We start from the raw sequence: 22,998 nt of genomic DNA on the forward strand, positions 1-22,998 counted from the left end.
TTATGAAGCGGTGGCCGCATAGATGCGGCCCAGAGTTTCCGCTTCGCCCTCGATATTGAAATTCTGCCCGGCGTGAGCGAGCGCGCGCTTTGCGGCAGCAAGACGTCGCGGTTCATCGTCCATGAAACGGGCTGTGGCCGATACCATGGCATCGAGATCATCACGGGCGATGATTTCGCCCGTTTCATGTTCTCCTGTCACCACCAGTTCCGGGAATGCACCGACATCTGTCGCCACCACTGGCACAGCCGTCGCCATGGCTTCGAGCGGGGTGAGGCCAAAACCTTCCCAGCGCTGCGGTGCGACGAAAAGATCGAGTGCGCGATACCAATCGTTGATATTGGTGTGCTCGCCGACGAACAGGATGCGATCGACGAGGCCGGCAGCAGCTACCCGCGCTTTCAGCTCGTTTTCGAATGCAACGTGTTGTGCCGTGGCGCGACCGGCGATGATCGCGACCCAGTCAGGGCGCGATGGCAATAGCCGGATCATGGCGTCGACGAAAAGGTCGGTGCCTTTCTGATGGCGCACGCGACCGAAGCAGCCGACGATCTTTTTCGTATCATCCAGCCCGCAAGCGCGCTTCGCCGCGGTTTTTTCCTCAGGCGGGGAAAAACGCTGGGTGTCGATGCCGTGCAGCACGACCGTGTTCGGCACTTCCAGATAGGCGGAGGTTTTGGCGCTGGTTGCGATGACCGCATCCATTTTCGACACCAGCCACCTGGTCCAGCTGGAATGTTTTCGCTGCGAGGCGGAGGTGAAGACGATGCGGATTTTCATCCGCAGCACATCGCGCATGAAGATCGCCGGCAGCATCTCGATGTTGCGGCGGGCATGCCAGACGCGCACCGGCCATGCGGCGGGCGCCGACCAGAGATGCACAAGATCACGAAAACGGATGAAGGGCAGGGTGCCTGGCAGGCCGGGGCCGAGCGAGGCTATGTGCTGGCCCTGCCGGCTCTGAACCGGCAGGAGCTGGATGATGGTCGACGTCACGCCGGAAAGGCGCCGCTTGAAGTTCGGCGCGATCACCTGAACCTTGCGAATGTCTGCAAGCGGCACGTCTGTCTCCGGCGGGATATTCGGGGCTGATCAGCCCCAGGTAACGGCGAGGATTTCGTAGGCTTTCGAACCGCCCGGCGCGACGACTTCGATGGAATCGCCGGCTTCCTTGCCGATCAGCGCACGTGCGATCGGCGACGAAATCGAGATCCGGCCCTGCTTCACGTCGGCTTCCTGGTCGCCAACGATCTGGTAGATCTTCTCTTCCTCGGTGTCCTCATCGACCAGCTTGACGGTGGCGCCAAACTTGATCGTCGAACCCGACATTTTCGACAGGTCGATGATCTCGGCGCGAGCCGTCAGATCTTCAAGCTCGGATACCCGGCCTTCATTGTGGCTCTGGGCTTCCTTGGCAGCATGATATTCGGCGTTTTCGGACAAGTCACCATGGGCGCGTGCTTCAGCGATCGCCTCGATGATGCGCGGACGCTCTTCCTGCTGACGCCAGCGAAGCTCTTCCTGAAGCTTCGTGAAACCGCCTGGCGTCATCGGTACCTTTTCAACCATTTCCTAAGTCCTCGACCCCGTGCCCGGCATGTCCGGACACAAAAAGAAACAGGTCCCGGAGCATAAACTCCGGAACCGTCCGAAAATCACTATTTGCGCCAGTATAACAGAATTCTGACAGCAAATTCCAATAAAAACAGAGATAGTGCAGGTGCGGGCGATTTCACAGGGGGGGAATTGGTTTTGCAAGGTTTCTTGACATTACGGCGCAGAACATATAGTGAACGCGCTAATGAAGAAGTCGCTCAAAGAACGCCTCGCCATCCTTTCCGATGCCGCCAAATATGATGCGTCCTGCGCATCGAGCGGTACGGTGAAACGAGATTCGTCAGCCTCCGGCGGATTGGGTTCGACGGAAGGTTCCGGCATCTGCCATGCCTATGCGCCGGACGGGCGATGCATTTCGCTTCTCAAGATTCTGATGACGAATTTCTGCATCTATGACTGCGCCTATTGCATCAATCGCTCCTCCAGCAACGTCGAGCGGGCGCGGTTTTCGGTGGAGGAGGTGATCTGGCTGACGCTGGAATTTTATCGGCGCAATTATATCGAGGGGCTGTTTCTGTCCTCGGGCATCATTCGGTCCTCCGATCATACGATGGAAGAAATGGTGCGCATTGCCCGCGAGCTTCGCACCACCCATAATTTTCGCGGCTATATCCATCTGAAATCCATTCCCGAAGCGTCAGCCGCGCTGATCGAGGAAGCAGGGCTTTACGCCGACCGTTTGTCGATCAATATCGAGCTGCCGACGGATGCGGGCATCGGCAAATTCGCGCCGGAAAAACGGCCCGACAATATCCGTAGTTCGATGGGCAATCTGCGCCTGAAAATCGAAGAGATGGCGGAGCCGACCCTGCAGACCAAACGTCGCCGGAAATTTGCGCCGGCGGGGCAGAGCACGCAGATGATCGTGGGGGCCGATGCCGCCGATGACGCGACCATTCTTGGCACCAGCGCGCGGCTTTACGGCAGCTACGGTCTGAAGCGCGTTTATTATTCGGCGTTCAGCCCGATCCCCGATTCATCCAAGAACCTGCCGCTGATAAAGCCTCCGCTGATGCGCGAGCACCGGCTTTATCAGGCCGACTGGCTTTATCGCTTTTATGGTTTCGATATCGGTGAGATCACTTCATCGCGTGCCGACGGCATGCTCGATCTCGACCTTGATCCCAAACTCGCCTGGGCGCTTGGACACCGCGATCGGTTTCCCGTTGACGTGAACCGTGCTGACAAGGAGGCGCTTTTGCGGGTGCCCGGTTTCGGCACGAAGACTGTGAAATCCATTCTGTCTGCCCGTCGTTTTCGCCGGCTGCGGCTGGAGGATGTCGGTCGCCTCGGTGTATCGCTCAAGAAGGTGCAGACCTTCATCACGGCCGAGGGGTGGACGCCGCACCGGCTGGTGGATCGCGCCGATCTGCGATCGATGTTCATGCCGAAGCCCGAGCAGCTGCAACTGTTATGACGCAGACATGTTTCCTTGAAGGGCGCGGGGACGTCGGGGAGTGGCGGGATGCTGCGCGACGTTTTCTGCTAGCGGGCGTGAAGCCGGGGGAAATAGATTGGCGCTTGTGTGACGAGGAGCAGGGGCTGTTCGGTGCACGCGGTGTGGATGCCGGCGATTCTCCGCGTGGGCATGGTGAAAACGAGCAGGTGGCACGCCCGATCAGTGTTCCGCCTGCTTTCCTGCACCTTGCCGAAGCTGTTGTCTGCCATGCCGACCCTGGACGTTTTGCGCTTCTTTACCGCCTTCTCTTTCGGCTGAGGGAGGAACGGCATCTGCTGGAGGTGAAATCCGACGCGGATGTCGTGGCGGCACACCGCATGCACAAGTCGGTCGGGCGCGACTATCACAAGATGACTGCCTTCGTCCGTTTCAAGGAAATGCCGTTGCCGCAAGGTGTTGCCGGCAGGCGGCGGTTTATTGCGTGGTTCGAGCCAGATCATTTTATCGTCGCTCGTGTGGCGCCATTTTTCCAGCGCCGTTTCAACGACATGGACTGGATCATCGCAACACCACGCGGTTCGGCCTCGTGGGACGGCGAGACATTGCGCACGACGACGGAGCCGGCTGACAAGCCTGATATCCGCGATGAGACCGACGAACTCTGGCGCACCTATTACGCTTCCATCTTCAATCCGGCGCGGCTGAAGGTGAAGATGATGATGACGGAGATGCCGAAGAAATACTGGAAAAACCTTCCCGAAGCGGATCTCATCCCCGGCCTTATCGCCGGCGCGGAAGCCAGGGTGCTGGATATGGGGCGACGGCAGGCAAGCGAGCCGCTGCCGTTTCACCACCGTCTTCAGGAGGCCGCCGCTCATTTGCCGCCGGACGCGCCTGCCGCCGAAGTCGGCACGATCGAAGCGTTGCGACAGGAGGCTCGTCATTGCAGCCGTTGTGACCTGCATTGTCGTGCCACGCAGACGGTTTTTGGCGAGGGTGCGGTTGATGCCCGTATCATGATCGTTGGCGAACAGCCGGGCGATCAGGAGGATCTTGCCGGACGTCCGTTTGTGGGGCCTGCCGGCAGGGTGTTCGACGAGGCGCTGATGCTCGCCGGTATCGATCGCCAGCGGCTCTATGTCACCAATGCCGTCAAACATTTTAAATATGAGCCGCGTGGAAAACGCCGTATCCATCAGCGTCCCAATATGGGCGAGGTCCAGCAATGCCGCTGGTGGCTGACGCGGGAGATCGATCTGGTGAAGCCGAAGCTGATTGTCGCCATGGGGGCTACGGCATTGTTTTCACTGACTGACGCCAAGGATCGGCTGGAGGATGTTCGCGGACGCCCGATCGTGATGGATAACGAGCGGACGTTATTTGTGACTGTGCATCCGTCCTATCTGCTGCGCATTCCGGATGAAGGCAGGCGGGCTGAGGAGTTGGCACGGTTCAGGGAGGAGATACGCCAGCTCGGCCGATGGGCTGTCTGATGCACGATCTCCGTCAGTATTCATCGAGACATGCGCAATATTTGTTGTAAAAATACCAATACTAAATCATGTTTTGAATGAAGAAGAGTGGGGGACGATATGACTGATACATACATCATGTGTGCCCGCCGGCGTGTGGGAAACGAATTCACGGCAGAACCCGGACCAATTCGATATCTCAAGGTACCGGGCGCTGATGTCGCCTATGACGCAAGTCATATCGTTGGAAGCCCGAAAGAATGGGCTGCAGAAGTTCAGGGCCTTGCCGACGGCGATGAGAACCCGAACTCCATTGGCCCGGTGGGCGATGTTCTGGTCTTTGTTCATGGCTATAACAATGCAATGGCAGACGTGTTGCGCCGTACACGGCAACTGACTTTGGATTTACGGGCGGAGGGCTGGCGTGGTCAGATCGTTGCCTTCGATTGGCCAAGCGCCAACCAGACCCTGAACTATCTTGAGGATCGCCGGGATGGAGCACAGGTCGCTATCGATCTGGTGACCAAGGCAATCCGCCTGTTGAGCGAAGGGCAGAAAAAAGGCTGTTTGACCAATGTCCATCTGCTGGCCCACTCGGCAGGCGCCTATGTGACGATGGAAGCGTTCGTGCAGGCGGAAAAGGACGGCCCCTTGCGCAATAGCCCCTGGCGTGTCGGTCAGGTTGCCTTCATCGCCGGGGATGTTTCGGCTGCAAGCCTTTCCAGCAGCAGTGACTGGTGCAGGCCCATGTTTGATCGCATCATGCGACTGACCAACTATTCCAATCCCTTCGATGCAGCATTGGCCGTCTCCAATGCAAAACGTCTGGGGGTTGCTCCGCGTGCCGGCCGTGTGGGGTTGCCGGACGACGCGCCTCGCAAGGCGGTTGATGTCGATTGTGGGCCGTATTTCGAGAAACTTCCCCCCGATCCTGCCTTCGGAGGGGTCTCATGGACCCATTCCTGGTATATCGGTAACCGGGTGTTCGCACGCGATCTGGCTATGACTTTGGAAGGCGCGATCGACCGTCAGTCACTGCCGACGCGTATCAAGCAGGATGGCAAGCTGGTGCTTGTCGATCGGCCGAGGCCTGCCTTCCAGGATCAATGGGGTATCAAGGAAACCGCGAAATTCATGGAAGCGCGGATCGTCTGAGACGGGATACCGTATAAGCGGAAAAGAAAAAACGCGCCGTGCCCATATGGGTGCACGGCGCGTCGCATGATTTGATCTCAGACAGCTCAGAAATAGCTCTGCAGCGGGCGTACTTCGAGATTGCCGGCCTTGAGGGCCTTGATGGCCATGGCGGCGGCTTCGGCGCCGGCCATCGTCGTGTAGTAAGGCACCTTCTGCATCAGCGTGGCGCGGCGCAGCGACTTCGAATCCGAGATCGCCTTGTTCGAGTCCGTCGTGTTGATGACCAGCTGGACCTGACGGTTGCGGATGGCATCCTCGATATGCGGACGGCCTTCCAAAACCTTGTTGATCTTGGTGGCTTCGATGCCGTGTTCGGCAAGGAAACGGGCGGTGCCGCCGGTGGCGATAACCTTGAAGCCGATCTCGACCAGAAGGCGGATCGCCGGCAGGACGCGTTCCTTGTCGCTGTCGCGGACAGATACAAAGACCGAGCCGTCACGCGGCAGTTCGACGCTGGCGCCGAGCTGGCTCTTGGCAAAGGCGAGCGCAAAATCGGTGTCGAGGCCGATGACTTCACCGGTCGAGCGCATTTCCGGGCCAAGCAGGGTGTCGACGCCGGGGAAGCGGGCGAACGGGAATACGGCTTCCTTGACGGCGATGTGCTTCAGGTTGCGCGGATCCGGTTTGGAGCCATAGGCGGCAAACGTTGCGTCCAGCTTTTCGCCGGCCATGGCGCGGGCAGCGATCTTGGCGATCGGTGCGCCGATCGTCTTTGCGACGAAAGGAACGGTACGCGAAGCGCGCGGGTTGACTTCCAGCACGTAGACGGTGCCGTCCTTGATGGCGAACTGCACGTTCATCAGGCCGACGACGTTGAGGGCTTTGGCCATCGATTTGGCCTGACGCTCCAGTTCGTCGATCATCTCGTTCGAAAGCGTGCGCGGCGGCAGCGAGCAGGCACTGTCGCCGGAGTGAATGCCGGCTTCCTCGATATGTTCCATGATGCCGGCGACATAAACGTCGGTGCCGTCGCAGAGGCAGTCGACGTCGACTTCGATCGCGTTGGACAGGTAGCTGTCGAACAGGAGCGGGTTCTTGCCGAGCAGGGTGTTGATCTGGCCGGTCTTGTCGTTCGGGTAACGCTGCTTGATGTCTTCCGGAACCAGTTCCGGAACGGTGTCGAGCAGATAGGTCTGCAACTGGCCTTCCGAATGCAGGATCTGCATGGCACGGCCGCCGAGAACGTAGGACGGGCGAACGACCAGCGGGAAGCCGATTTCGGAGGCGACGAGGCGTGCCTGTTCGACCGAGTAGGCGATGCCGTTGTTCGGCTGCGTCAGGTCGAGCTTCATAAGAAGCTTCTGGAAGCGGTCGCGGTCTTCGGCAAGGTCGATCATGTCGGGCGCTGTGCCAAGGATCGGGATGCCGTTCTTCTCCAAGGCTTCGGCAAGCTTCAGCGGCGTCTGGCCGCCGAACTGCACGATGACGCCGACGACTTCGCCCTTTTCCTGTTCCGCGCGGAGAATTTCGATGACGTCTTCAGCCGTCAGCGGCTCAAAATAGAGGCGGTCGGAGGTGTCGTAGTCGGTGGAAACCGTTTCCGGGTTGCAGTTGATCATGATCGCTTCATAGCCGGCATCCTTCAGTGCGAAGGCGGCGTGGCAGCAGCAATAATCGAACTCGATGCCCTGACCGATACGGTTCGGGCCGCCGCCGAGAATGACGACCTTCTTGCGATCGGAGATTTCCGCTTCCGAGCGCAGCGCGCCAACGAAAGGCGTCTCATAGGTCGAGTACATGTATGCGGTCGGCGAGGCGAATTCCGCAGCGCAGGTATCGATGCGCTTGAAGACGGGGCGCACGTTGAGTGCGTTGCGCAGTTCGGCAACTTCCTTCGGGCGCTTTTTCGACAGGCTGGCAAGGCGTGCGTCGGAGAAGCCCATGGACTTCAGCTTGCGCAGGTTTTCGGCATCGGTCGGCAGGCCGTGCTCGCGAACACGCTCTTCCATGTCGATGATCGCCTTGAACTGGGCGATGAACCATGGATCGATCTTGCAGGCTTCGTGGACTTCCTCTTCGGTGAGGCCGAAACGCAGCGCCTGGGCAACCTGGCGCAGGCGGTCCGGCGTCGGCGTGCCGATGGCGGCGCGGATGGCGTTCTTGGAGCCTTCGCCCTCTTCCATGCCGGGGATTTCGATCTCGTCGAGACCGGTCAGGCCGGTTTCGAGACCGCGCAGCGCCTTCTGCAGCGATTCGGCGAAGGTGCGGCCGATCGCCATGACTTCACCGACCGACTTCATGGCGGTGGTCAGGACCGGTGAGGCGCCCGGGAATTTTTCAAAGGCGAAACGCGGGATCTTGGTGACGACATAGTCGATCGACGGTTCGAACGAGGCCGGCGTCGCGCCGCCGGTGATGTCGTTGTCGAGTTCGTCGAGTGTGTAACCGACGGCAAGCTTGGCGGCGACCTTGGCGATCGGGAAGCCGGTGGCCTTCGACGCCAGAGCCGAGGAGCGCGAGACGCGCGGGTTCATTTCGATGACGACGAGGCGGCCGTCCTTCGGGTTGACGGCGAACTGAACGTTCGAGCCGCCGGTCTCAACGCCGATTTCGCGCAGGACCGCGATCGAGGCGTTGCGCATCATCTGGTATTCTTTGTCGGTCAGCGTCAGGGCAGGGGCAACCGTGATTGAGTCGCCGGTGTGGACGCCCATCGGGTCGATGTTTTCGATCGAGCAGATGATGATGCAGTTGTCCGCGGTGTCGCGGACCACTTCCATCTCGTATTCCTTCCAGCCGAGCACCGATTCTTCGATCAGCACTTCGGTGGTCGGCGAGGCATCGAGGCCGCCGCCGATGATTTCAAAAAACTCCGAGCGGTTATAGGCGATGCCGCCGCCGGTGCCGCCCATGGTGAAGGACGGGCGGATGATGGCGGGCAGGCCGACAACGTCGATCGCCTGTGCGGCAATCGCCATGGCGTGGCTGATGTAACGCTGCTTGCGGTCGGTCTCGCCGAGGTTCCAGGTGTTTTCCAGCGCGTCGAGCGCCTTGTCGAGGTCGGCGCCCGAAAGCGTTTCCTTGAGCTTGTTGCGCTCGGCTTCGTGCGTCTTGCGATCGGCATCCTTGATGTCGGTGGCGTTGGCCAGCATCGACTTCGGGGTTTCGAGGCCGATGCGCGACATGGCTTCGCGGAACAGCGCGCGGTCTTCGGCCATGTCGATCGCAGCGGGCTTGGCGCCGATCATCTCGACATTGTAGCGGTCGAGCACGCCCATGCGCTTCAGCGATAGCGCGGTGTTGAGGGCGGTCTGGCCGCCCATGGTCGGCAGAAGTGCGTCCGGGCGTTCCTTGGCGATGATTTTTGCGACGACTTCAGGCGTGATCGGCTCGACGTAGGTGGCGTCGGCAAGGCCTGGATCTGTCATGATCGTTGCCGGATTGGAGTTGACCAGAATGACCCGGTAACCCTCTTCGCGCAGCGCCTTGCAAGCCTGGGTGCCGGAATAGTCGAACTCGCATGCCTGGCCGATGACGATCGGACCCGCGCCGATGATGAGGATCGATTTGATATCTTGGCGCTTTGGCATGGTCTCTATCCGCTTTTTTCTGCGCAAAAAGCCGGCTCGGGGCATGAATAGCTCCGGTCGGGTGGCGTGCGCATGATTTTTCTGGCTAGACGCGGCTTATAGGCAAAAGCGGCGGGTATGAGAACCCCATAAATGGGCATATCGACAGGAAATGTATGGCGCGTCACGGGATGGCGGTGATGCAGCCGGATTTTCACATCGCTAAGCAGCTTTGGCCTCACAGCTTGCAAAGTGCACTGCTCTCGTCATGCGACTGCTGACAAAAAAACAGCGAACCGTACCGATCGACGTGCGGCTGGCATGGACAAAATTGATCTCAATCCATTAATTGCTAAATCAACGATAATGAATGCAACGGCCATCCAAGACGACGACCGCTTGCGCGGAGGAAACAGAATGGCCGATGCGACTTCAAAGCCTGTGGCGGCAATCGCTGCCGAGGCGACCGTGCTGCCGATCATTTTTGCCGTCAGCTTCAGTCATATGCTGAACGACATCATGCAATCGATGATCGCCGCCATCTACCCGATGCTGAAGACGGATTATCAGCTGGATTTCTGGCAGATCGGTATTCTCACGCTCGCCTTCCAGTGCACCGCGTCGCTCCTGCAGCCGCTCGTCGGCATCGTTACAGACAAGAAACCCTATCCCTATTCGCTGCCGGTCGGCATGGCTTCGACCCTGCTGGGTCTTGTTCTGCTGGCCACCGCGCATGATTACAACATGCTGGTTCTGGCAGCGTCGCTGGTCGGGATCGGTTCTGCCATCTTCCATCCGGAATCCTCGCGCGTGGCGCGACTTGCCTCGGGCGGCCGATATGGTTTTGCGCAATCGGTGTTTCAGGTTGGCGGCAATCTCGGCACAGCGATCGGTCCATTGCTTGCCGCCTTCATCATCGTGCCGCGCGGGCAGGGCAGCGTCGCCTGGTTCTGCATCGCGGCGATCATCGGCATCATTGTGCTGAGCCGCGTCGCGTCCTGGTACAAGGCTCATATGGCCGCCAATGCCGGCAAGAAGAAAGTCGTGCATGCGCATTCGCTGCCACGCAACACGGTGGTCGTCGCGCTCGTCATTCTGGCGCTTTTGACGTTTTCCAAAAACATCTACATGGCCAGCATCGGCAGCTATTACACGTTCTTCGTCATCGAGCGTTTCGGTGTGACGGTGCAGCAGTCGCAGCTGATGCTGTTCGTGTTTCTCGGTGCCAGTGCGCTGGGGACGGTGGTCGGCGGGCCGATCGGTGACAAGTTCGGCTCCAAGGTGGTGATCTGGTTCTCCATCCTCGGCGTGCTGCCGTTCACGCTTGCCATGCCGTTCGCCAATCTGCCGCTGACGATCTTTTTGTCGGCGATGGTCGGCTTCATCATGGCCTCGTCCTTCCCGGCCATCATCGTCATGGCGCAGGAACTGGTGCCGGGACGTGTCGGCATGATCGCCGGTGTGTTTTTCGGTTTTGCTTTCGGCATGGGCGGTATTGCTGCGGCGGTGCTTGGCCTTCTGGCCGACGCCCATGGTATTGCCTTTGTTTATGCCATCTGCGCCTTCTTGCCGGCGCTTGGCCTGCTGACGATTTTCCTGCCCGGCAAGGCCTCGCTTCGGGTAGCCTGAGGCATTTGTCGGCATCTCATGCGGTAAAATGACGGAAGCCCACCTGTCGGCGGGCTTCCGGTATCGTTGAGATTCTATTGTTTGCGTTAGGCAGCGCGGCGATGCGTCGGTCGATGCGAGGCGGCGACCGCTTCGTCTGCAAAGTTGAATTTTGCGATCATCTGCGACAGTTCCTGTGCCTCGTTGACAAGGCCGTGGCTTGCTGCCGTCGTTTCTTCCACCATCGCGGCGTTCTGCTGGGTCATCTGGTCCATCTGGTTGATGGCGGTGTTGATCTGCTGCAGGCCGGTAGACTGTTCCTGGGTGGAATAGGCGATGTCGCTGACGACGGTGTTGATGTCGTTGATCTGGGTGGAGATGTTGCGCAGCACTTCACCGGTCTGGTCGACGAGCGAGACGCCCTCCGTCACCTGCCTTGAAGACGTGTCGATCAGTGTCTTGATCTCCTTCGCCGCGTTGGCGGAGCGCTGTGCCAGTTCCCGCACTTCCTGGGCGACGACGGCAAAACCACGTCCGGCTTCGCCGGCGCGGGCAGCCTCGACGCCGGCATTGAGGGCCAGCAGGTTGGTCTGGAAGGCGATTTCGTCAATGACGCCGATGATCTTGCCGACCTGCTGCGAGGACTGCTCGATCTGAGACATTGCATTGACGGTGCTTTCGACGACCGATGCGGATTTTTCCGCAACCTGACGCGCCGAAAGGGTCAGCGATGCGGCCTGTTTCGAGCCCGATGCCGTCTTGCTGACGGTCGAGGTGATCTGGTCGATCGCGGAAGCGGTTTCCTCGAGTGCTGCGGCCTGACGTTCGGTGCGCGAGGCGAGATCGTCGGAGGCGTGGCTGATTTCGGATGCGGTGTTCTGCATGTTCTGCGTGGCGTGAGCGACCGAAGCGACCATGGTCTGCACCGTACGGACGGCACGGTTGTAATCGTCTTTCAACAGGCGGGTCTTTTCCGAAAGCTCGGCGGTGACGCGATAGGTCAGGTCACCATTGGCGAGCGCCGACAGTCCTTTCAGCAGGTTGTCGATTGCCAGCTTGTCCTCGGCCGCCTCGCGTGCCGTCTTCTGCTCCAGCAGGATCTGATCGTGGACGTCCGTCAAGGATCCGCAGGCGCGGATCGTCTTGCCGTCCGGCTGATGGCGGCAGCCGCCTGTGGCGCGGAACCAGCGATAGGAGCCGTCGCGCATCTTGAGGCGATAGTTGACGCGATAGCGAGCGCGGCCAGTCTTGTCGGTCAGATGCCCTGCGAAGGCTGCAAAAGTCGGCTGAACATCGTCAGGGTGCAGCTTGTCGGACCATGACTGCACGACATTCGGAAAATCCGTGGTGTTCTCATAACCGACCATGCGGCGAAATTCCGCCGACCATGTCCAGCGGCTTTGCGGATGCATGGCATCGCCATCAACAAGAACGGCTTCCCACAGGCCGATGCCACAGGCTTCATCAAGCAGTTCAGAGCGTTCGCTTACCGCAGCCAAGCGCTCTTCGATCTGTCTGGTGTTTGCGCTTTGTCTGCCACCGAAAAACGACATTGGAATATTCCCTTTTGAAACAGTAATGCGTCGTGCGGAATAGATATCCTCTCATGGTTATTACTTCGTGAATCGGTAGATCATTTAAAATATGACTAGGTGTGTATATTTGAGTTATTCATGGTTGTTAGTCGTTTTTGTTGTGTAGGTACGTAAATTTTGTCGTTATGGTTGTCTTTTGTTTGTCGGTGTATCGCATTTTTGAATGTTATTTTTGGTTGCGAAGCCGTCTTCGCGGGACGCTCTCAATGAAGTCGTGGATTTCCCTTCCACCTGACCTATATTGCTTCGCTGAAACTGTTGCGTTGGAGAGCATGTCATGCAGTGGAGAGGTCGGCGACAGTCGGATAATGTCGAGGATCGTCGTGGTGGTGGATCTTCGGGTGGCGGCGGTTTCCGTATCCCGATCGGCGGTGGCGGTCGTGGGGGCGGTGGTATCGGCATCGGCGGCCTCGTGCTTATTCTGGGCATTTGCTGGCTGACCGGCATCAATCCGCTGACGCTGCTTTCCGGCGGAGATATTCTCGGCGAAGGTGGCGGCGGTTATGAGCAGAGCGCCCAGCGTCGCACGCCGGCCGATGACGAGATGAGCCAGTTCGTCCGCACCGTTCTTGCCGATACGGAGGATACCTGGACGCAGATTTTCCAGCAGGCCGGGCAGCGTTATCAACCGCCGACACTGGTGATGTTCAGTGGCGGAACGAGTTCCGCATGTGGCACTGCCTCATCCGCGACCGGGCCGTTCTATTGCCCGAGCGACCGCAAGGTTTATCTTGATACCGACTTTTTCCGTGAACTCGGCCAGCGTTTCGGCGCGTCCGGTGATTTTGCCGAGGCTTATGTCGTGGCACATGAAGTTGGCCACCATGTGCAGAACCTGCTTGGCGTGCTTCCGAAATTCAACCAGGCGCGTCAGCGCATGAGCGAAGTCGAAGCCAATCGCATGTCGGTGCGGGTTGAGTTGCAGGCCGATTGTTTTGCCGGTGTGTGGGGCAAATATACCGAGCAGCAGGGTGTTCTGGAACGCGGCGATCTGGAAGAGGCTCTGAATGCGGCCCAGCAGATCGGCGACGATACGCTGCAGAAGCGCAGTCAGGGTTATGTCGTTCCCGACAGCTTTAATCATGGAACGTCGGCGCAGCGGATGAAATGGTTTCGCCAGGGTTTTGACAGCGGCAATATCAAAAGCTGCGATACGTTTTCCGGCGAGGTCTGAGTTTCAGGCCAGCAGAAGCGCGGTGCCGTAAAGCCCGATTGCAAACACTGTGTTGGCGGCAAAATTCATCAGCCGGACTTTTCTCGGATTGGCCGTTTTCGATGCGGCCCATCCAAGACCCATGCCGGGTTGCATCAGGAACCAGCCGGCGCCGATCGTGACGATGCCGAGTATCCAGGCGGGAATGAAGGTCGGGGTGGCAAGCCATTGTGGGCCGGCAAGGCCTGCCAGAATGATGCCGTAGAGAATGCCGACGGCGTAGTGACCTGTCCATCCAAGCGCTTTTTCATGCGCGTATGGCTGAGCTTTGCCGATATCCTCGTGAAAAATCCTGCCGCTTCCAAGATGGTAAAACCAGCGGCCACCGGGTGCCCAGTTGGGTTTTGCTTCGGCAAAAAGCAGGTGCAGGGCAAAAGCCCAGATATCCATCAATGCGGTGGCGCCAAAACCGATCACTGCGCCCTTGATAATCAGTTCCAGCATTTTCCCCACCCCGTTCTGTTTCGCGTTTTGTGAAACGAAACTTGGGCGCTTGTCGAGGTGTGTTGCGCCGCTGCCGCGCGATTGATCACCATAATTGAAGCACGCTTCAAAAAACCTGCTCGATTGTAGCTCAGGGTTGCCGTGCTGCGCCCGCTGGTCTATGGCGGGTGCACATCGCCGCTCTCCAGACTTGGAGGCGGCGTTTTTCCTTTGGGAGGTTCAAAAATGTCAGTCGCAGTGGCGCGCCCTGAAACGGTCCTTGAAAAAGGGGTCGACAATTCCTGGCTCACGCATATGCGCGCCACGCTGGTGCTCGGTGTGCCGCTGGTCGGCGCGCAGTTGGCGCAGGTTGCGATCCATACGACCGACGTGATCCTGGTTGGCTGGCTCGGGACGACGGAGCTTGCCTCCGTGGTCATTGCCACGCAGCTCTATTTCATCACCTTCATCTTCGGCAGCGGTTTTACCAGCGCCATCGTGCCGATGGTGGCGCAGGCCCTCGGCCATGGCGACACGACCGGGGTGCGCCGTTCGGTGCGCATGGGGCTCTGGGTCGTTCTGGCCTATTGCGTGCTTGTCTCCCCCATCCTCTGGTTTTCCGAGCCGCTGTTGCTGAAGCTGGGGCAGGAGCCTGACGTTGCCGCCACGGCCCAGAGTTATCTGCGCATCGCGATGTGGGGCATCTTTCCGGCGCTCGGCTTCTTCGCGCTTCGCTCTTTCGTGACCGGTCTCGAAAAGGGCGGGATGGTTCTGTTTGTCACGCTCGGCATGTTCGCGATCAACCTGATCGCAGCCTATCTGCTGATCTTTGGTCATTTCGGGGCGCCGCAGCTTGGTCTGCATGGCGCAGCGATTGCCGCCGTTTGTGCCAACCTGACCGGCTTCGTCATCATCGTCGCCTATATACAATTCCTGCCCGATACCCGCGCCTACGAGATTTTCGTGCGTTTCTGGCGGCCTGACTGGGGCATGATCAGGGAAGTTTTCGTGCTCGGCCTGCCGATCAGCTTCACCATTCTGGCCGAAACCAGCCTGTTTGGGGCAGCGGCCCTGTTGATGGGGATGATCGGCAAGCTGGAACTGGCAGCCCACGGCATCGCGCTTCAGCTGGCTTCGATCGCCTTCATGATCCCGCTTGGGCTGGCGCAGGTCGCGACTGTCCGGGTCGGGCTGGCGCATGGTCGCCGCGATACGATCGGTGTACGCCGCGCAGCCGTGGCGGCTCTGGTCATCGGTGTGGTGTTCACCGCCATCGGCAGCATCCTCTTCATGGGGTTGCCGCGTTTCTTCGGGGGACTGTTTCTCGACATCAAGCAACCGGATGCCGAAGCCGTGCTGGGTCTGGCAGCGCCGCTGATCATGCTCGCCGGCGTCTTTCAGCTCGTTGATGGCCTGCAGGCGGTCGGCGCTGGCATTCTGCGTGGTCTCAAGGATACGACGATCCCGATGATCCTTGCGCTGGTTGCCTATTGGCCGATCGGCTTTGTCTGCGCCTGGGTGTTTGCTTTCCCGCTCGGTCTGCGCGGGGAAGGCGTCTGGTTGGGTTTCGTGCTCGGGCTTGCTGCCGCTGCCGCCTTCCTGTGCGGCCGTTTCTGGCTGCTGGTGCGCAACAAGCCGACGGTTGCTGTATGACTCTATGGTGGAACCGTCACGCCGGCTGGGCGTGACGGTAGAAGCCGGTATCGGCTTCGATGCCGAGCCGGCGGGACACGTCCTGCCGGTCTATGCCGTCATTGCGGTCCGCCTCGGCAATGGCGGCGATGATCGGCTGCAGCACGTTTTCATTCTCGAACTGGATGATCGCCAGCATGCTGAAATGATCGACCGTCACCTGACGCTCGATGATCATCTCTTCGATCACGCCCGGCTGGGCACGAATGATGTCGTGCGTTCGCTTCAGGAACGCCATGAAGGCGTCGCGGCTGTCTGTTGGAACCGAAAACCTGTTGACGCGGATAACCCGCTTTTCAATCTCGTCCATACGAAAATACCCCCGCTTTTGTTGAGCAGGGGTATTTGTGCAACCTCAACAATGGTTGAGGTCAAGCGTATTTTTCGGATGCCGTCGGCTTGCCTCAGCGCTCGGCGAGTGCCGCTTCGCCCTTGTTCTCGCGCACCATGTTGATGAAGCGGCGGAAGAGGTAGTGGCTGTCCTGCGGGCCGGGCGAGGCTTCCGGATGGTGCTGCACGGAGAAGACCGGCTTACCGGCCAGACGCAGGCCGCAGTTCGAGCCGTCGAACAGGGAAATATGAGTCTCTTCAACGCCTTCCGGCAGAGACTTCGACGAAACGGCAAAGCCGTGGTTCATCGAAACGATCTCGACCTTGCCGGTGGTGTGATCCTTGACCGGATGGTTGCCGCCGTGATGACCCTGGTGCATCTTTTCGGTGGTGGCGCCGAGCGCGAGGCCCAGCATCTGGTGGCCGAGGCAGATGCCAAAGGTCGGCAGGCCGGACTTGACGATGTCCTGAATGACCGGAACGGCGTATTCACCTGTCGCAGCCGGGTCGCCCGGGCCGTTGGACAGGAAGACGCCATCCGGGTTGAGGCCCAGAATGGTTTCGCTCGACGTGTCGGCCGGAACGACCGTGACCTTGCAATCGAGGCCGGCAAACAGGCGCAGGATGTTGCGCTTGACGCCGTAATCGACGCAGACGACGTGGTACTTGGCGTCTGCCGGGTCGAGATCGGAGAACTCTTCGTTCCAAACCCAGGGCTTCTGCGTCCATTGCGACGACTGGCCCGAGGTTGCTTCCTTGGCAAGGTCGAGACCGACGAGGCCGCCCCAGGCCTTGGCTTCGGCCTTCAGTGCTTCGATGTCGAAGACGCCGTTCGGGTCATGGGCGATGACGGCATTGGGTGCGCCGTTCTCGCGGATCCAGGCGGTGAGCGCGCGGGTGTCGATGCCCGACAGGCCGATGACGCCGCGAGCCTTCAGCCATGCGTCGAGATGTTTGGCGGCGCGGTAGTTCGACGGCTCGGTGATGTCGGCCTTGAAGATGGTGCCGACGGCGCCGCGACGTGCTGCCGGCGTCAGATCTTCGATGTCTTCCTCATTGGTGCCGACATTGCCGATATGCGGGAAGGTGAAGGTGACGATCTGGCCGAGATAGGACGGGTCGGTGAGGATTTCCTCGTAACCGGTCAGCGCCGTGTTGAAGCAGACTTCCGCCGTTACCTTGCCGGTGGCGCCGATGCCGGTGCCCTCGATCACGGTGCCGTCGGCAAGCACGAGGAGAGCGGTGGGTTTGCTGGTCGTCCAGGGCGCGGTAGAGGGGGCTGTCGCGGTCATTCGGTTCGTCTCCGCCCGTGTCCGCCAGAGTTTTCTAGCAGAGTGCAGGGCCATCAATGTGGTCGCAGGAGAAGGCACGCGAATGGGTCGCGCGAAAACCTTCGTTCAATTATGTGCTAGGTGCGGGAAAATATCGAAGCCGCGCCTTGCGGTCAACTGACCGCAGTGCCCGATCCGCCATTTATTCCTGTATCATTTCATTGAATGGGCGGTTCGTGTCGTCTATGTACGCGTTACATTATTATAATAGGCCGAAAACGGCCGTTAAGGAGTGAGATCATGATCCGCGAAACGCTTTCCACTGCCATGAAGGAAGCGATGAAGGCCAAGGACACGCGTCGTCTTTCGACGGTGCGTCTGATCCAGGCCGCCATCAAGGATCGTGACATCGCCAATCGCGGCGTGGGCAAGGACGAGACGAGCGAGGACGAAATCCTGCAGATCCTGCAGAAGCTGGTCAAGCAGCGCGAAGAATCCGCCAAGATCTACGACGATGCCGGCCGCGGCGAACTTGCCACGCAGGAGCGCGAGGAAATCGCCGTCATCAAGACCTTCATGCCGGAACAGCTGTCCGACGAGAAGGTTTCGGAAATCATCGCCGGCATCATCGCCGAAATCGGTGCTGCCGGCATCAAGGACATGGGCAAGGTGATGGCGGCTTTGCGCGAGGGTTATGCCGGCCAGATCGATTTCGGCAAGGCGTCGGGCACGATCAAGGCACAGCTCGGCTAAACGAGACGACGCCTTCGAATAATAAAGAAAAAGGCCGGGATCCGATCATGGATCCCGGCCTTTTTGCTCTTCATGCGTCCCGCCGGCCGGCTGCGGACTGGCCGCCGACGAGGTAGGCGGCAACGTCGTCTTGATAACAACGTGTCCACCCGAAGAGCGAAGGAAGTTTGCACCCGGTTGCGCGGTGCATCGTCAGCGCTTTGCGGAGCCACTGATGCTTCCTGACCTGAAATGGAGATTGATCTCGTGCGAGATGTTTTTCAAATTACAAAAAGATAATTTTCGTCGGGCGGGTGTTGCCGCAAATTTGCCTGATCTTCGGCTATCGGAATAAAGATCGGGCCTGTGAATAGCGGGCACTGTCTGCCCAGACTCATGCTATAGAATAGCGTTCCGCCGTGCTGCCGCTTATATGGAAGCTGGCTCCGAGGTGACAATGCGCTTTTCCGATACCTTTCTCGATGAAATCCGTGACCGCGTGCCGATCTCTTCGGTGATCGGACGACGTGTGACGTGGGATCGCAAGAAGACCAATGTGTCGCGCGGCGACTATTGGGCCTGCTGCCCGTTTCATGGCGAAAAAAGCCCGAGCTTTCACTGCGAGGACCGCAAGGGCCGTTATCACTGCTTCGGTTGCGGCGTTTCCGGCGATCATTTCCGCTTCATGACCGAGCTTGAAGGTCTCAACTTTCCCGAGGCCGTGCAGCAGGTGGCCGACATGGCCGGCATTTCCATGCCGGCACCGGACCCGCAGGCGCAGAAGCGCGAACAGCAGCGCACCAGTCTGCAGGACGTCATGGAAATGGCGACGCTGTTCTTTCAGGAGCAGCTGCATGCGCCGATCGGTGCGAAAGCGCGTGCCTATCTGCGCGACCGTGGCCTGACGGCGAAAACGATCGAGACGTTTCGTTTGGGGTTTGCCGCCGATAGCCGCAATGCCCTGAAGGAGCATCTCGCCAACAAGGGCGTGCCGAAAGACCAGATCGAGGCCTGCGGCCTTGTGCGCCACGGTGAAGGCATTTCGGTTTCCTACGATTATTTCCGCGATCGCATCATGTTCCCGATCCTGTCTGTGCGGGAAAAGGTGATTGCCTTCGGTGGCCGCGCCATGGCGCCGGATGCGCCGGCAAAATACATGAACTCGCCGGAGACCGAGCTCTTTCACAAGGGCAATGTGCTTTATAATCAGGCCCGTGCGCGCCAGTCTGCGCAGATGGCCGGCCGTCAGGCGGGACGTGGCGAGCCAGGCGATGTGATTGCCGTCGAAGGCTATATGGACGTCATCGCGCTGCATCAGGTCGGCGTCGAAAATGCTGTGGCGCCGCTGGGCACGGCACTGACCGAAAGCCAGCTCGAATTGATGTGGCGGATGACGCCGCAGCCGATCCTCTGCTTCGATGGTGACGGGGCCGGTATTCGTGCCGCCAACCGCGCCGCCGATCTGGCGCTGCCGCATATCAAACCGGGCCGCTCGGTGCGGTTTGCCATGCTGCCGGATGGCAAGGATCCGGACGATCTGGTGAAGCAGGATGGACGCGCGCCGTTCGACCGCGTGCTGGCCGATGCAAAACCGCTCGCCACCATGATCTGGCAGCGCGAATCGGTGGGCGCCACTTTCGATACGCCGGAGCGGCGGGCGGAATTGGAGGCGAAGCTGAAGCAGATCGTGTCTGTGATCGCCGATGAAAACGTGCGTCGTTATTATCAGCAGCACATGCGCGAGCAGTTGAACGCCCTGTTTCGTGGATCGGAACGTCGTGGCGGTTTCGAGCCGGGCAGGGGCGGTAATGGTGGTGGTCGCCAGAATTTTCGCGGCGGCCAGCAGCAGGGGCGCGGCGAGTTTCGTGGCAGCATGGCTGTTTCCGACCGGCTGGCAAAATCGGGTATGGTGCGCGGCCATCTGGAATTGCCGGCCTTGCGGGAAGTTGTTCTGGCGCTGACCGTCGTCAATCATCCGCTGCTTTTGCTGGATCAGTATGATGATGTTTCGACGGTCGAGTTCGAAAACCGCGACCTGCAGCGTTTCTGGGCCTGTGTGCTTGCTATCATCACCAAGGCCGGTACGCGGGCGACGCCGGCGCATGTGCGTGAACAGCTGGAAGAGAACGGTTTTGCCGATCTTCTGAAATCGATGACCGTGCAGGTGCGCAATGCGCGCCTGTGGACGGCGACTGAAGAGGCCGACATGCAGGATGCACTGCAGGCCTATATGCAGACGCTGGCCCTTTATCTGCGCAACAAGGAGTTGCGCTGGCAGAAGATCGAGCTGGAGCGCGAGATTGCGGAAACCCCCGGTGACGAGCCGGAACGTGGTGACGCGCTCCTGCGGGCATTGTCGGAAGTTCACAACGAAATTCTGCGCCTTGAGAACCAGGAAGCCATCATCGACGGTTTTGGTGTCATGTCAGGTCGTATCAAAGGTGCGGCTGTCGGCCACGGGTGAATAAAAGCGCTGGTTGTTTTGTGTGGTGGGGAGGCTTGTCTTTAATGATCGCCTGCCTACATATCAGCCGGACGTAGTGATGGGGGACTTGAGCCCGCGTACCCAACGCTCTCAACTTTTTATGGTTTAGGCCCGATTTCAGTGGGTATTTACCTGTAAGAGCTTGACGGGAAGGAAATTTGTGGGAATCACCGTCTCAGGCAGAATTAGGTTGATGGATCGGACAGGCCAAGGAACCATAAGCGGGGCTCCGATGGCAACTCGATCCTTTTTGGCGAACGCCGACGGCGTGGTTAAGCACGAATTAAAGGTCAGTCGGTTAGGTGAGTGATTGCGATTCGCGGTGGCGGGTGGCAAATCACCCGTAACAGGCATTACCCGTAAACCGCGACGGAATGGCGTCCAGGGAAAGCGACGAATTAAATGGCAACTAAAGTCAAAGAAAACGAAGAAGCAGAAACCGAACGCGAAGGCGCTACGGATGGTCCGCTTCTCGATCTTTCCGATGACGCGGTCAAGAAAATGATCAAGGCCGCGAAAAAGCGGGGCTATGTGACCATGGACGAACTCAACTCGGTGCTTCCCTCCGAGGAGGTGACGTCCGAGCAGATCGAAGACGTCATGGCGATGCTCTCGGATATGGGCATCAACGTTGTCGAGGACGAGGAAGCCGAAGAGAAGGCGGAAGCGGACGACGACGGTGACGATGAAGCCGAAAGCGAAGGCGGCGAACTGGCTCCGTCCGCCGGCACTGCCGTTGCGACCGCGAAGAAAAAAGAGCCGACCGACCGTACGGACGATCCGGTGCGCATGTATTTGCGCGAAATGGGTTCGGTAGAGCTTCTGTCGCGCGAAGGCGAAATCGCCATCGCAAAGCGGATCGAAGCCGGCCGCGAGACGATGATTTCCGGTCTCTGTGAGAGCCCGTTGACGTTCCAGGCGCTGATCATCTGGCGCGATGAACTCAACGAAGGCACGACGCTGCTGCGCGAGATCATCGACCTCGAAACGACCTATTCCGGTCCCGAAGCCAAGGCTGCTCCGCAGTTCCAGAGCCCGGAAAAGATCGAGGCCGACCGCAAGGCTGCCGAAGAGAAGGAAAAGACCCGCAAAGCGCGTTATCCGGCCAATGACGACGACGTGACCAATGTCGGCGGCGACATGCCGGGCGAAGAAGAGGAAGAGGACGACGACGAGTCGAGCCTGTCCCTTGCCGCCATGGAAGCCGAACTGCGCCCGCAGGTCATGGAAACCCTCGACGTCATCGCTGACACCTACAAGAAGCTGCGCAAGCTGCAGGACCAGCAGGTTGAGGCACGCCTTTCCTGCACCGGTACGCTTTCGAGCGGTCAGGAGCGTCGTTACAAGGAACTCAAGGATCAGCTGATCACGGCCGTCAAGTCGCTGTCGCTGAACCAGAACCGCGTCGACAGCCTTGTCGAGCAGCTCTACGACATTTCGAAGCGCCTGATGCAGAACGAAGGTCGTCTTCTGCGTCTGGCCGAATCCTACGGCGTCAAGCGCGACTCGTTCCTGGAACAGTATCAGGGTGCCGAGCTTGATCCGCACTGGATGAAGTCGATCGCCAACCTTGTGGCACGTGGCTGGAAGGAATTCGCGAAGGCTGAGAACAACACGATCCGTGACATCCGTCAGGAGATCCAGAATCTCGCGACGGAAACCGGTATCTCGATCTCGGAATTCCGCCGCATCGTGTCGATGGTGCAGAAGGGCGAGCGCGAAGCGCGTATCGCCAAGAAGGAAATGGTCGAAGCGAACCTTCGTCTCGTCATCTCCATCGCCAAGAAGTACACGAACCGCGGCCTGCAGTTCCTCGACCTCATTCAGGAAGGCAATATCGGCCTGATGAAGGCGGTCGACAAGTTCGAATACCGTCGTGGTTACAAGTTCTCGACCTATGCGACATGGTGGATCCGTCAGGCGATCACCCGTTCGATCGCCGACCAGGCCCGCACGATCCGTATTCCGGTGCACATGATCGAAACGATCAACAAGATCGTTCGTACCTCGCGCCAGATGCTGCACGAGATCGGCCGCGAACCGACCCCGGAAGAGCTGGCCGAAAAGCTGGCCATGCCGCTCGAAAAGGTCCGCAAGGTCCTGAAGATCGCCAAGGAGCCGATCTCGCTCGAAACCCCCGTGGGTGACGAAGAGGATAGCCATCTGGGTGACTTCATCGAGGACAAGAACGCGCTTCTGCCGATCGACGCCGCCATTCAGGCGAACCTGCGCGAAACGACGACCCGCGTTCTGGCATCGCTGACACCGCGCGAAGAACGCGTTCTGCGCATGCGTTTCGGCATCGGCATGAACACCGACCATACGCTCGAAGAAGTCGGCCAGCAGTTCTCGGTTACCCGCGAACGTATCCGTCAGATCGAGGCCAAGGCGCTGCGCAAGCTGAAGCACCCGAGCCGCTCGCGCAAGCTGCGCTCGTTCCTCGACAGCTGATCTG

The 22,998-nt window shown here is 59.4% G+C and carries 16 protein-coding genes; 9 read left to right on the forward strand and 7 right to left on the reverse strand.

Annotated features, from left to right (window positions below; genetic code table 11):
- The gene (locus tag AAIH70_RS09850; protein ID WP_132272071.1) at window positions 1-1,062 is read right to left on the reverse strand and encodes a glycosyltransferase family 4 protein; all 1,062 of its coding nucleotides are present in this window, start codon (window positions 1,060-1,062) and stop codon (window positions 1-3) included.
- 30 nt (window positions 1,063-1,092) lie between these two features.
- Window positions 1,093-1,569: a transcription elongation factor GreA gene (gene greA / locus AAIH70_RS09855; protein WP_132272072.1), complete on the reverse strand. Its 477-nt coding sequence runs from the start codon at window positions 1,567-1,569 to the stop codon at window positions 1,093-1,095.
- A gap of 232 nt (window positions 1,570-1,801) precedes the next feature.
- Here greA and AAIH70_RS09860 point away from each other — a divergent pair, with 232 nt between their 5' ends.
- From AAIH70_RS09860 to AAIH70_RS09870, 3 genes are all read left to right on the forward strand, one after another.
- Complete coding sequence (locus tag AAIH70_RS09860) at window positions 1,802-3,034, forward strand: putative DNA modification/repair radical SAM protein (RefSeq protein ID WP_132272073.1); 1,233 nt, start codon at window positions 1,802-1,804, stop codon at window positions 3,032-3,034.
- Entirely contained in the window at window positions 3,031-4,509 is a 1,479-nt protein-coding gene (locus tag AAIH70_RS09865; protein WP_132272074.1) for a UdgX family uracil-DNA binding protein, read from the forward strand. The genes AAIH70_RS09860 and AAIH70_RS09865 overlap by 4 nt, the downstream gene beginning before the upstream one ends.
- Window positions 4,510-4,608: 99 nt before the next feature.
- Window positions 4,609-5,643, forward strand: a complete 1,035-nt coding sequence (locus tag AAIH70_RS09870; RefSeq protein ID WP_132272075.1) for an alpha/beta fold hydrolase — start codon at window positions 4,609-4,611, stop codon at window positions 5,641-5,643.
- An 86-nt stretch (window positions 5,644-5,729) separates the two neighbouring features.
- Here AAIH70_RS09870 and carB read toward each other — a convergent pair whose 3' ends face one another.
- Window positions 5,730-9,215, reverse strand: coding sequence for a carbamoyl-phosphate synthase large subunit (gene carB, locus AAIH70_RS09875; RefSeq protein WP_430033937.1), 3,486 nt, complete (start codon window positions 9,213-9,215; stop codon window positions 5,730-5,732).
- Window positions 9,216-9,611: 396 nt separating this feature from the next.
- On the opposite strand from carB, the gene AAIH70_RS09880 reads away from it, so the two are divergent.
- On the forward strand, window positions 9,612-10,823 hold the full coding sequence (locus AAIH70_RS09880) for an MFS transporter (RefSeq protein ID WP_132272077.1): 1,212 nt from the start codon (window positions 9,612-9,614) through the stop codon (window positions 10,821-10,823).
- A gap of 86 nt (window positions 10,824-10,909) precedes the next feature.
- Here the strand turns inward: AAIH70_RS09880 and AAIH70_RS09885 are convergent, their stop codons facing one another.
- Window positions 10,910-12,355: a methyl-accepting chemotaxis protein gene (locus AAIH70_RS09885; RefSeq protein WP_207908214.1), complete on the reverse strand. Its 1,446-nt coding sequence runs from the start codon at window positions 12,353-12,355 to the stop codon at window positions 10,910-10,912.
- A 319-nt stretch (window positions 12,356-12,674) separates the two neighbouring features.
- Between AAIH70_RS09885 and ypfJ the strand changes: the two genes are divergently transcribed.
- Window positions 12,675-13,571, forward strand: coding sequence for a KPN_02809 family neutral zinc metallopeptidase (gene ypfJ, locus AAIH70_RS09890; protein WP_132272078.1), 897 nt, complete (start codon window positions 12,675-12,677; stop codon window positions 13,569-13,571).
- A 3-nt stretch (window positions 13,572-13,574) separates the two neighbouring features.
- Here the strand turns inward: ypfJ and AAIH70_RS09895 are convergent, their stop codons facing one another.
- Entirely contained in the window at window positions 13,575-14,054 is a 480-nt protein-coding gene (locus AAIH70_RS09895) for a DUF2938 domain-containing protein (protein ID WP_430033940.1), read from the reverse strand.
- A 225-nt stretch (window positions 14,055-14,279) separates the two neighbouring features.
- On the opposite strand from AAIH70_RS09895, the gene AAIH70_RS09900 reads away from it, so the two are divergent.
- The gene (locus tag AAIH70_RS09900) at window positions 14,280-15,686 is read left to right on the forward strand and encodes an MATE family efflux transporter (RefSeq protein WP_132272079.1); all 1,407 of its coding nucleotides are present in this window, start codon (window positions 14,280-14,282) and stop codon (window positions 15,684-15,686) included.
- A gap of 16 nt (window positions 15,687-15,702) precedes the next feature.
- On the opposite strand, the gene AAIH70_RS09905 is transcribed toward AAIH70_RS09900, so the two are convergent.
- Together AAIH70_RS09905 and carA are read right to left on the reverse strand one after the other, a co-directional pair.
- Window positions 15,703-16,035: a hypothetical protein gene (locus tag AAIH70_RS09905; protein ID WP_430033942.1), complete on the reverse strand. Its 333-nt coding sequence runs from the start codon at window positions 16,033-16,035 to the stop codon at window positions 15,703-15,705.
- A 94-nt stretch (window positions 16,036-16,129) separates the two neighbouring features.
- A complete protein-coding gene (gene carA, locus AAIH70_RS09910) occupies window positions 16,130-17,347 on the reverse strand; it encodes a glutamine-hydrolyzing carbamoyl-phosphate synthase small subunit (RefSeq protein WP_132272081.1) in 1,218 nt (405 codons plus the stop codon).
- 279 nt (window positions 17,348-17,626) lie between these two features.
- On the opposite strand from carA, the gene AAIH70_RS09915 reads away from it, so the two are divergent.
- From AAIH70_RS09915 to rpoD, 3 genes are all read left to right on the forward strand, one after another.
- Complete coding sequence (locus tag AAIH70_RS09915) at window positions 17,627-18,079, forward strand: GatB/YqeY domain-containing protein (protein ID WP_132272082.1); 453 nt, start codon at window positions 17,627-17,629, stop codon at window positions 18,077-18,079.
- 436 nt (window positions 18,080-18,515) lie between these two features.
- A complete protein-coding gene (dnaG, locus tag AAIH70_RS09920; RefSeq protein ID WP_132272083.1) occupies window positions 18,516-20,522 on the forward strand; it encodes a DNA primase in 2,007 nt (668 codons plus the stop codon).
- A gap of 423 nt (window positions 20,523-20,945) precedes the next feature.
- Window positions 20,946-22,994, forward strand: a complete 2,049-nt coding sequence (gene rpoD, locus AAIH70_RS09925) for an RNA polymerase sigma factor RpoD (protein WP_132272084.1) — start codon at window positions 20,946-20,948, stop codon at window positions 22,992-22,994.
- Window positions 22,995-22,998 lie beyond the last annotated feature (4 nt).

It is taken from the genome of Neorhizobium sp. BT27B (assembly GCF_050455485.1).
Taxonomy (GTDB): Bacteria; Pseudomonadota; Alphaproteobacteria; order Rhizobiales; family Rhizobiaceae; genus Neorhizobium.

Coding starts and splice junctions, on each gene's coding strand:
- AAIH70_RS09915 (WP_132272082.1), top strand. CDS start 17,627: ATGATCCGCGAAACGCTTTCCACTGCCATGAAGGAAGCGATGAAGGCC.
- AAIH70_RS09860 (WP_132272073.1), top strand. CDS start 1,802: ATGAAGAAGTCGCTCAAAGAACGCCTCGCCATCCTTTCCGATGCCGCC.
- AAIH70_RS09895 (WP_430033940.1), bottom strand. CDS start 14,054: ATGCTGGAACTGATTATCAAGGGCGCAGTGATCGGTTTTGGCGCCACC.
- rpoD (WP_132272084.1), top strand. CDS start 20,946: ATGGCAACTAAAGTCAAAGAAAACGAAGAAGCAGAAACCGAACGCGAA.
- AAIH70_RS09870 (WP_132272075.1), top strand. CDS start 4,609: ATGACTGATACATACATCATGTGTGCCCGCCGGCGTGTGGGAAACGAA.
- AAIH70_RS09865 (WP_132272074.1), top strand. CDS start 3,031: ATGACGCAGACATGTTTCCTTGAAGGGCGCGGGGACGTCGGGGAGTGG.
- AAIH70_RS09885 (WP_207908214.1), bottom strand. CDS start 12,355: ATGTCGTTTTTCGGTGGCAGACAAAGCGCAAACACCAGACAGATCGAA.
- greA (WP_132272072.1), bottom strand. CDS start 1,569: ATGGTTGAAAAGGTACCGATGACGCCAGGCGGTTTCACGAAGCTTCAG.
- AAIH70_RS09905 (WP_430033942.1), bottom strand. CDS start 16,035: ATGGACGAGATTGAAAAGCGGGTTATCCGCGTCAACAGGTTTTCGGTT.
- ypfJ (WP_132272078.1), top strand. CDS start 12,675: ATGCAGTGGAGAGGTCGGCGACAGTCGGATAATGTCGAGGATCGTCGT.
- AAIH70_RS09880 (WP_132272077.1), top strand. CDS start 9,612: ATGGCCGATGCGACTTCAAAGCCTGTGGCGGCAATCGCTGCCGAGGCG.
- AAIH70_RS09900 (WP_132272079.1), top strand. CDS start 14,280: ATGTCAGTCGCAGTGGCGCGCCCTGAAACGGTCCTTGAAAAAGGGGTC.
- dnaG (WP_132272083.1), top strand. CDS start 18,516: ATGCGCTTTTCCGATACCTTTCTCGATGAAATCCGTGACCGCGTGCCG.
- carA (WP_132272081.1), bottom strand. CDS start 17,347: ATGACCGCGACAGCCCCCTCTACCGCGCCCTGGACGACCAGCAAACCC.
- carB (WP_430033937.1), bottom strand. CDS start 9,215: ATGCCAAAGCGCCAAGATATCAAATCGATCCTCATCATCGGCGCGGGT.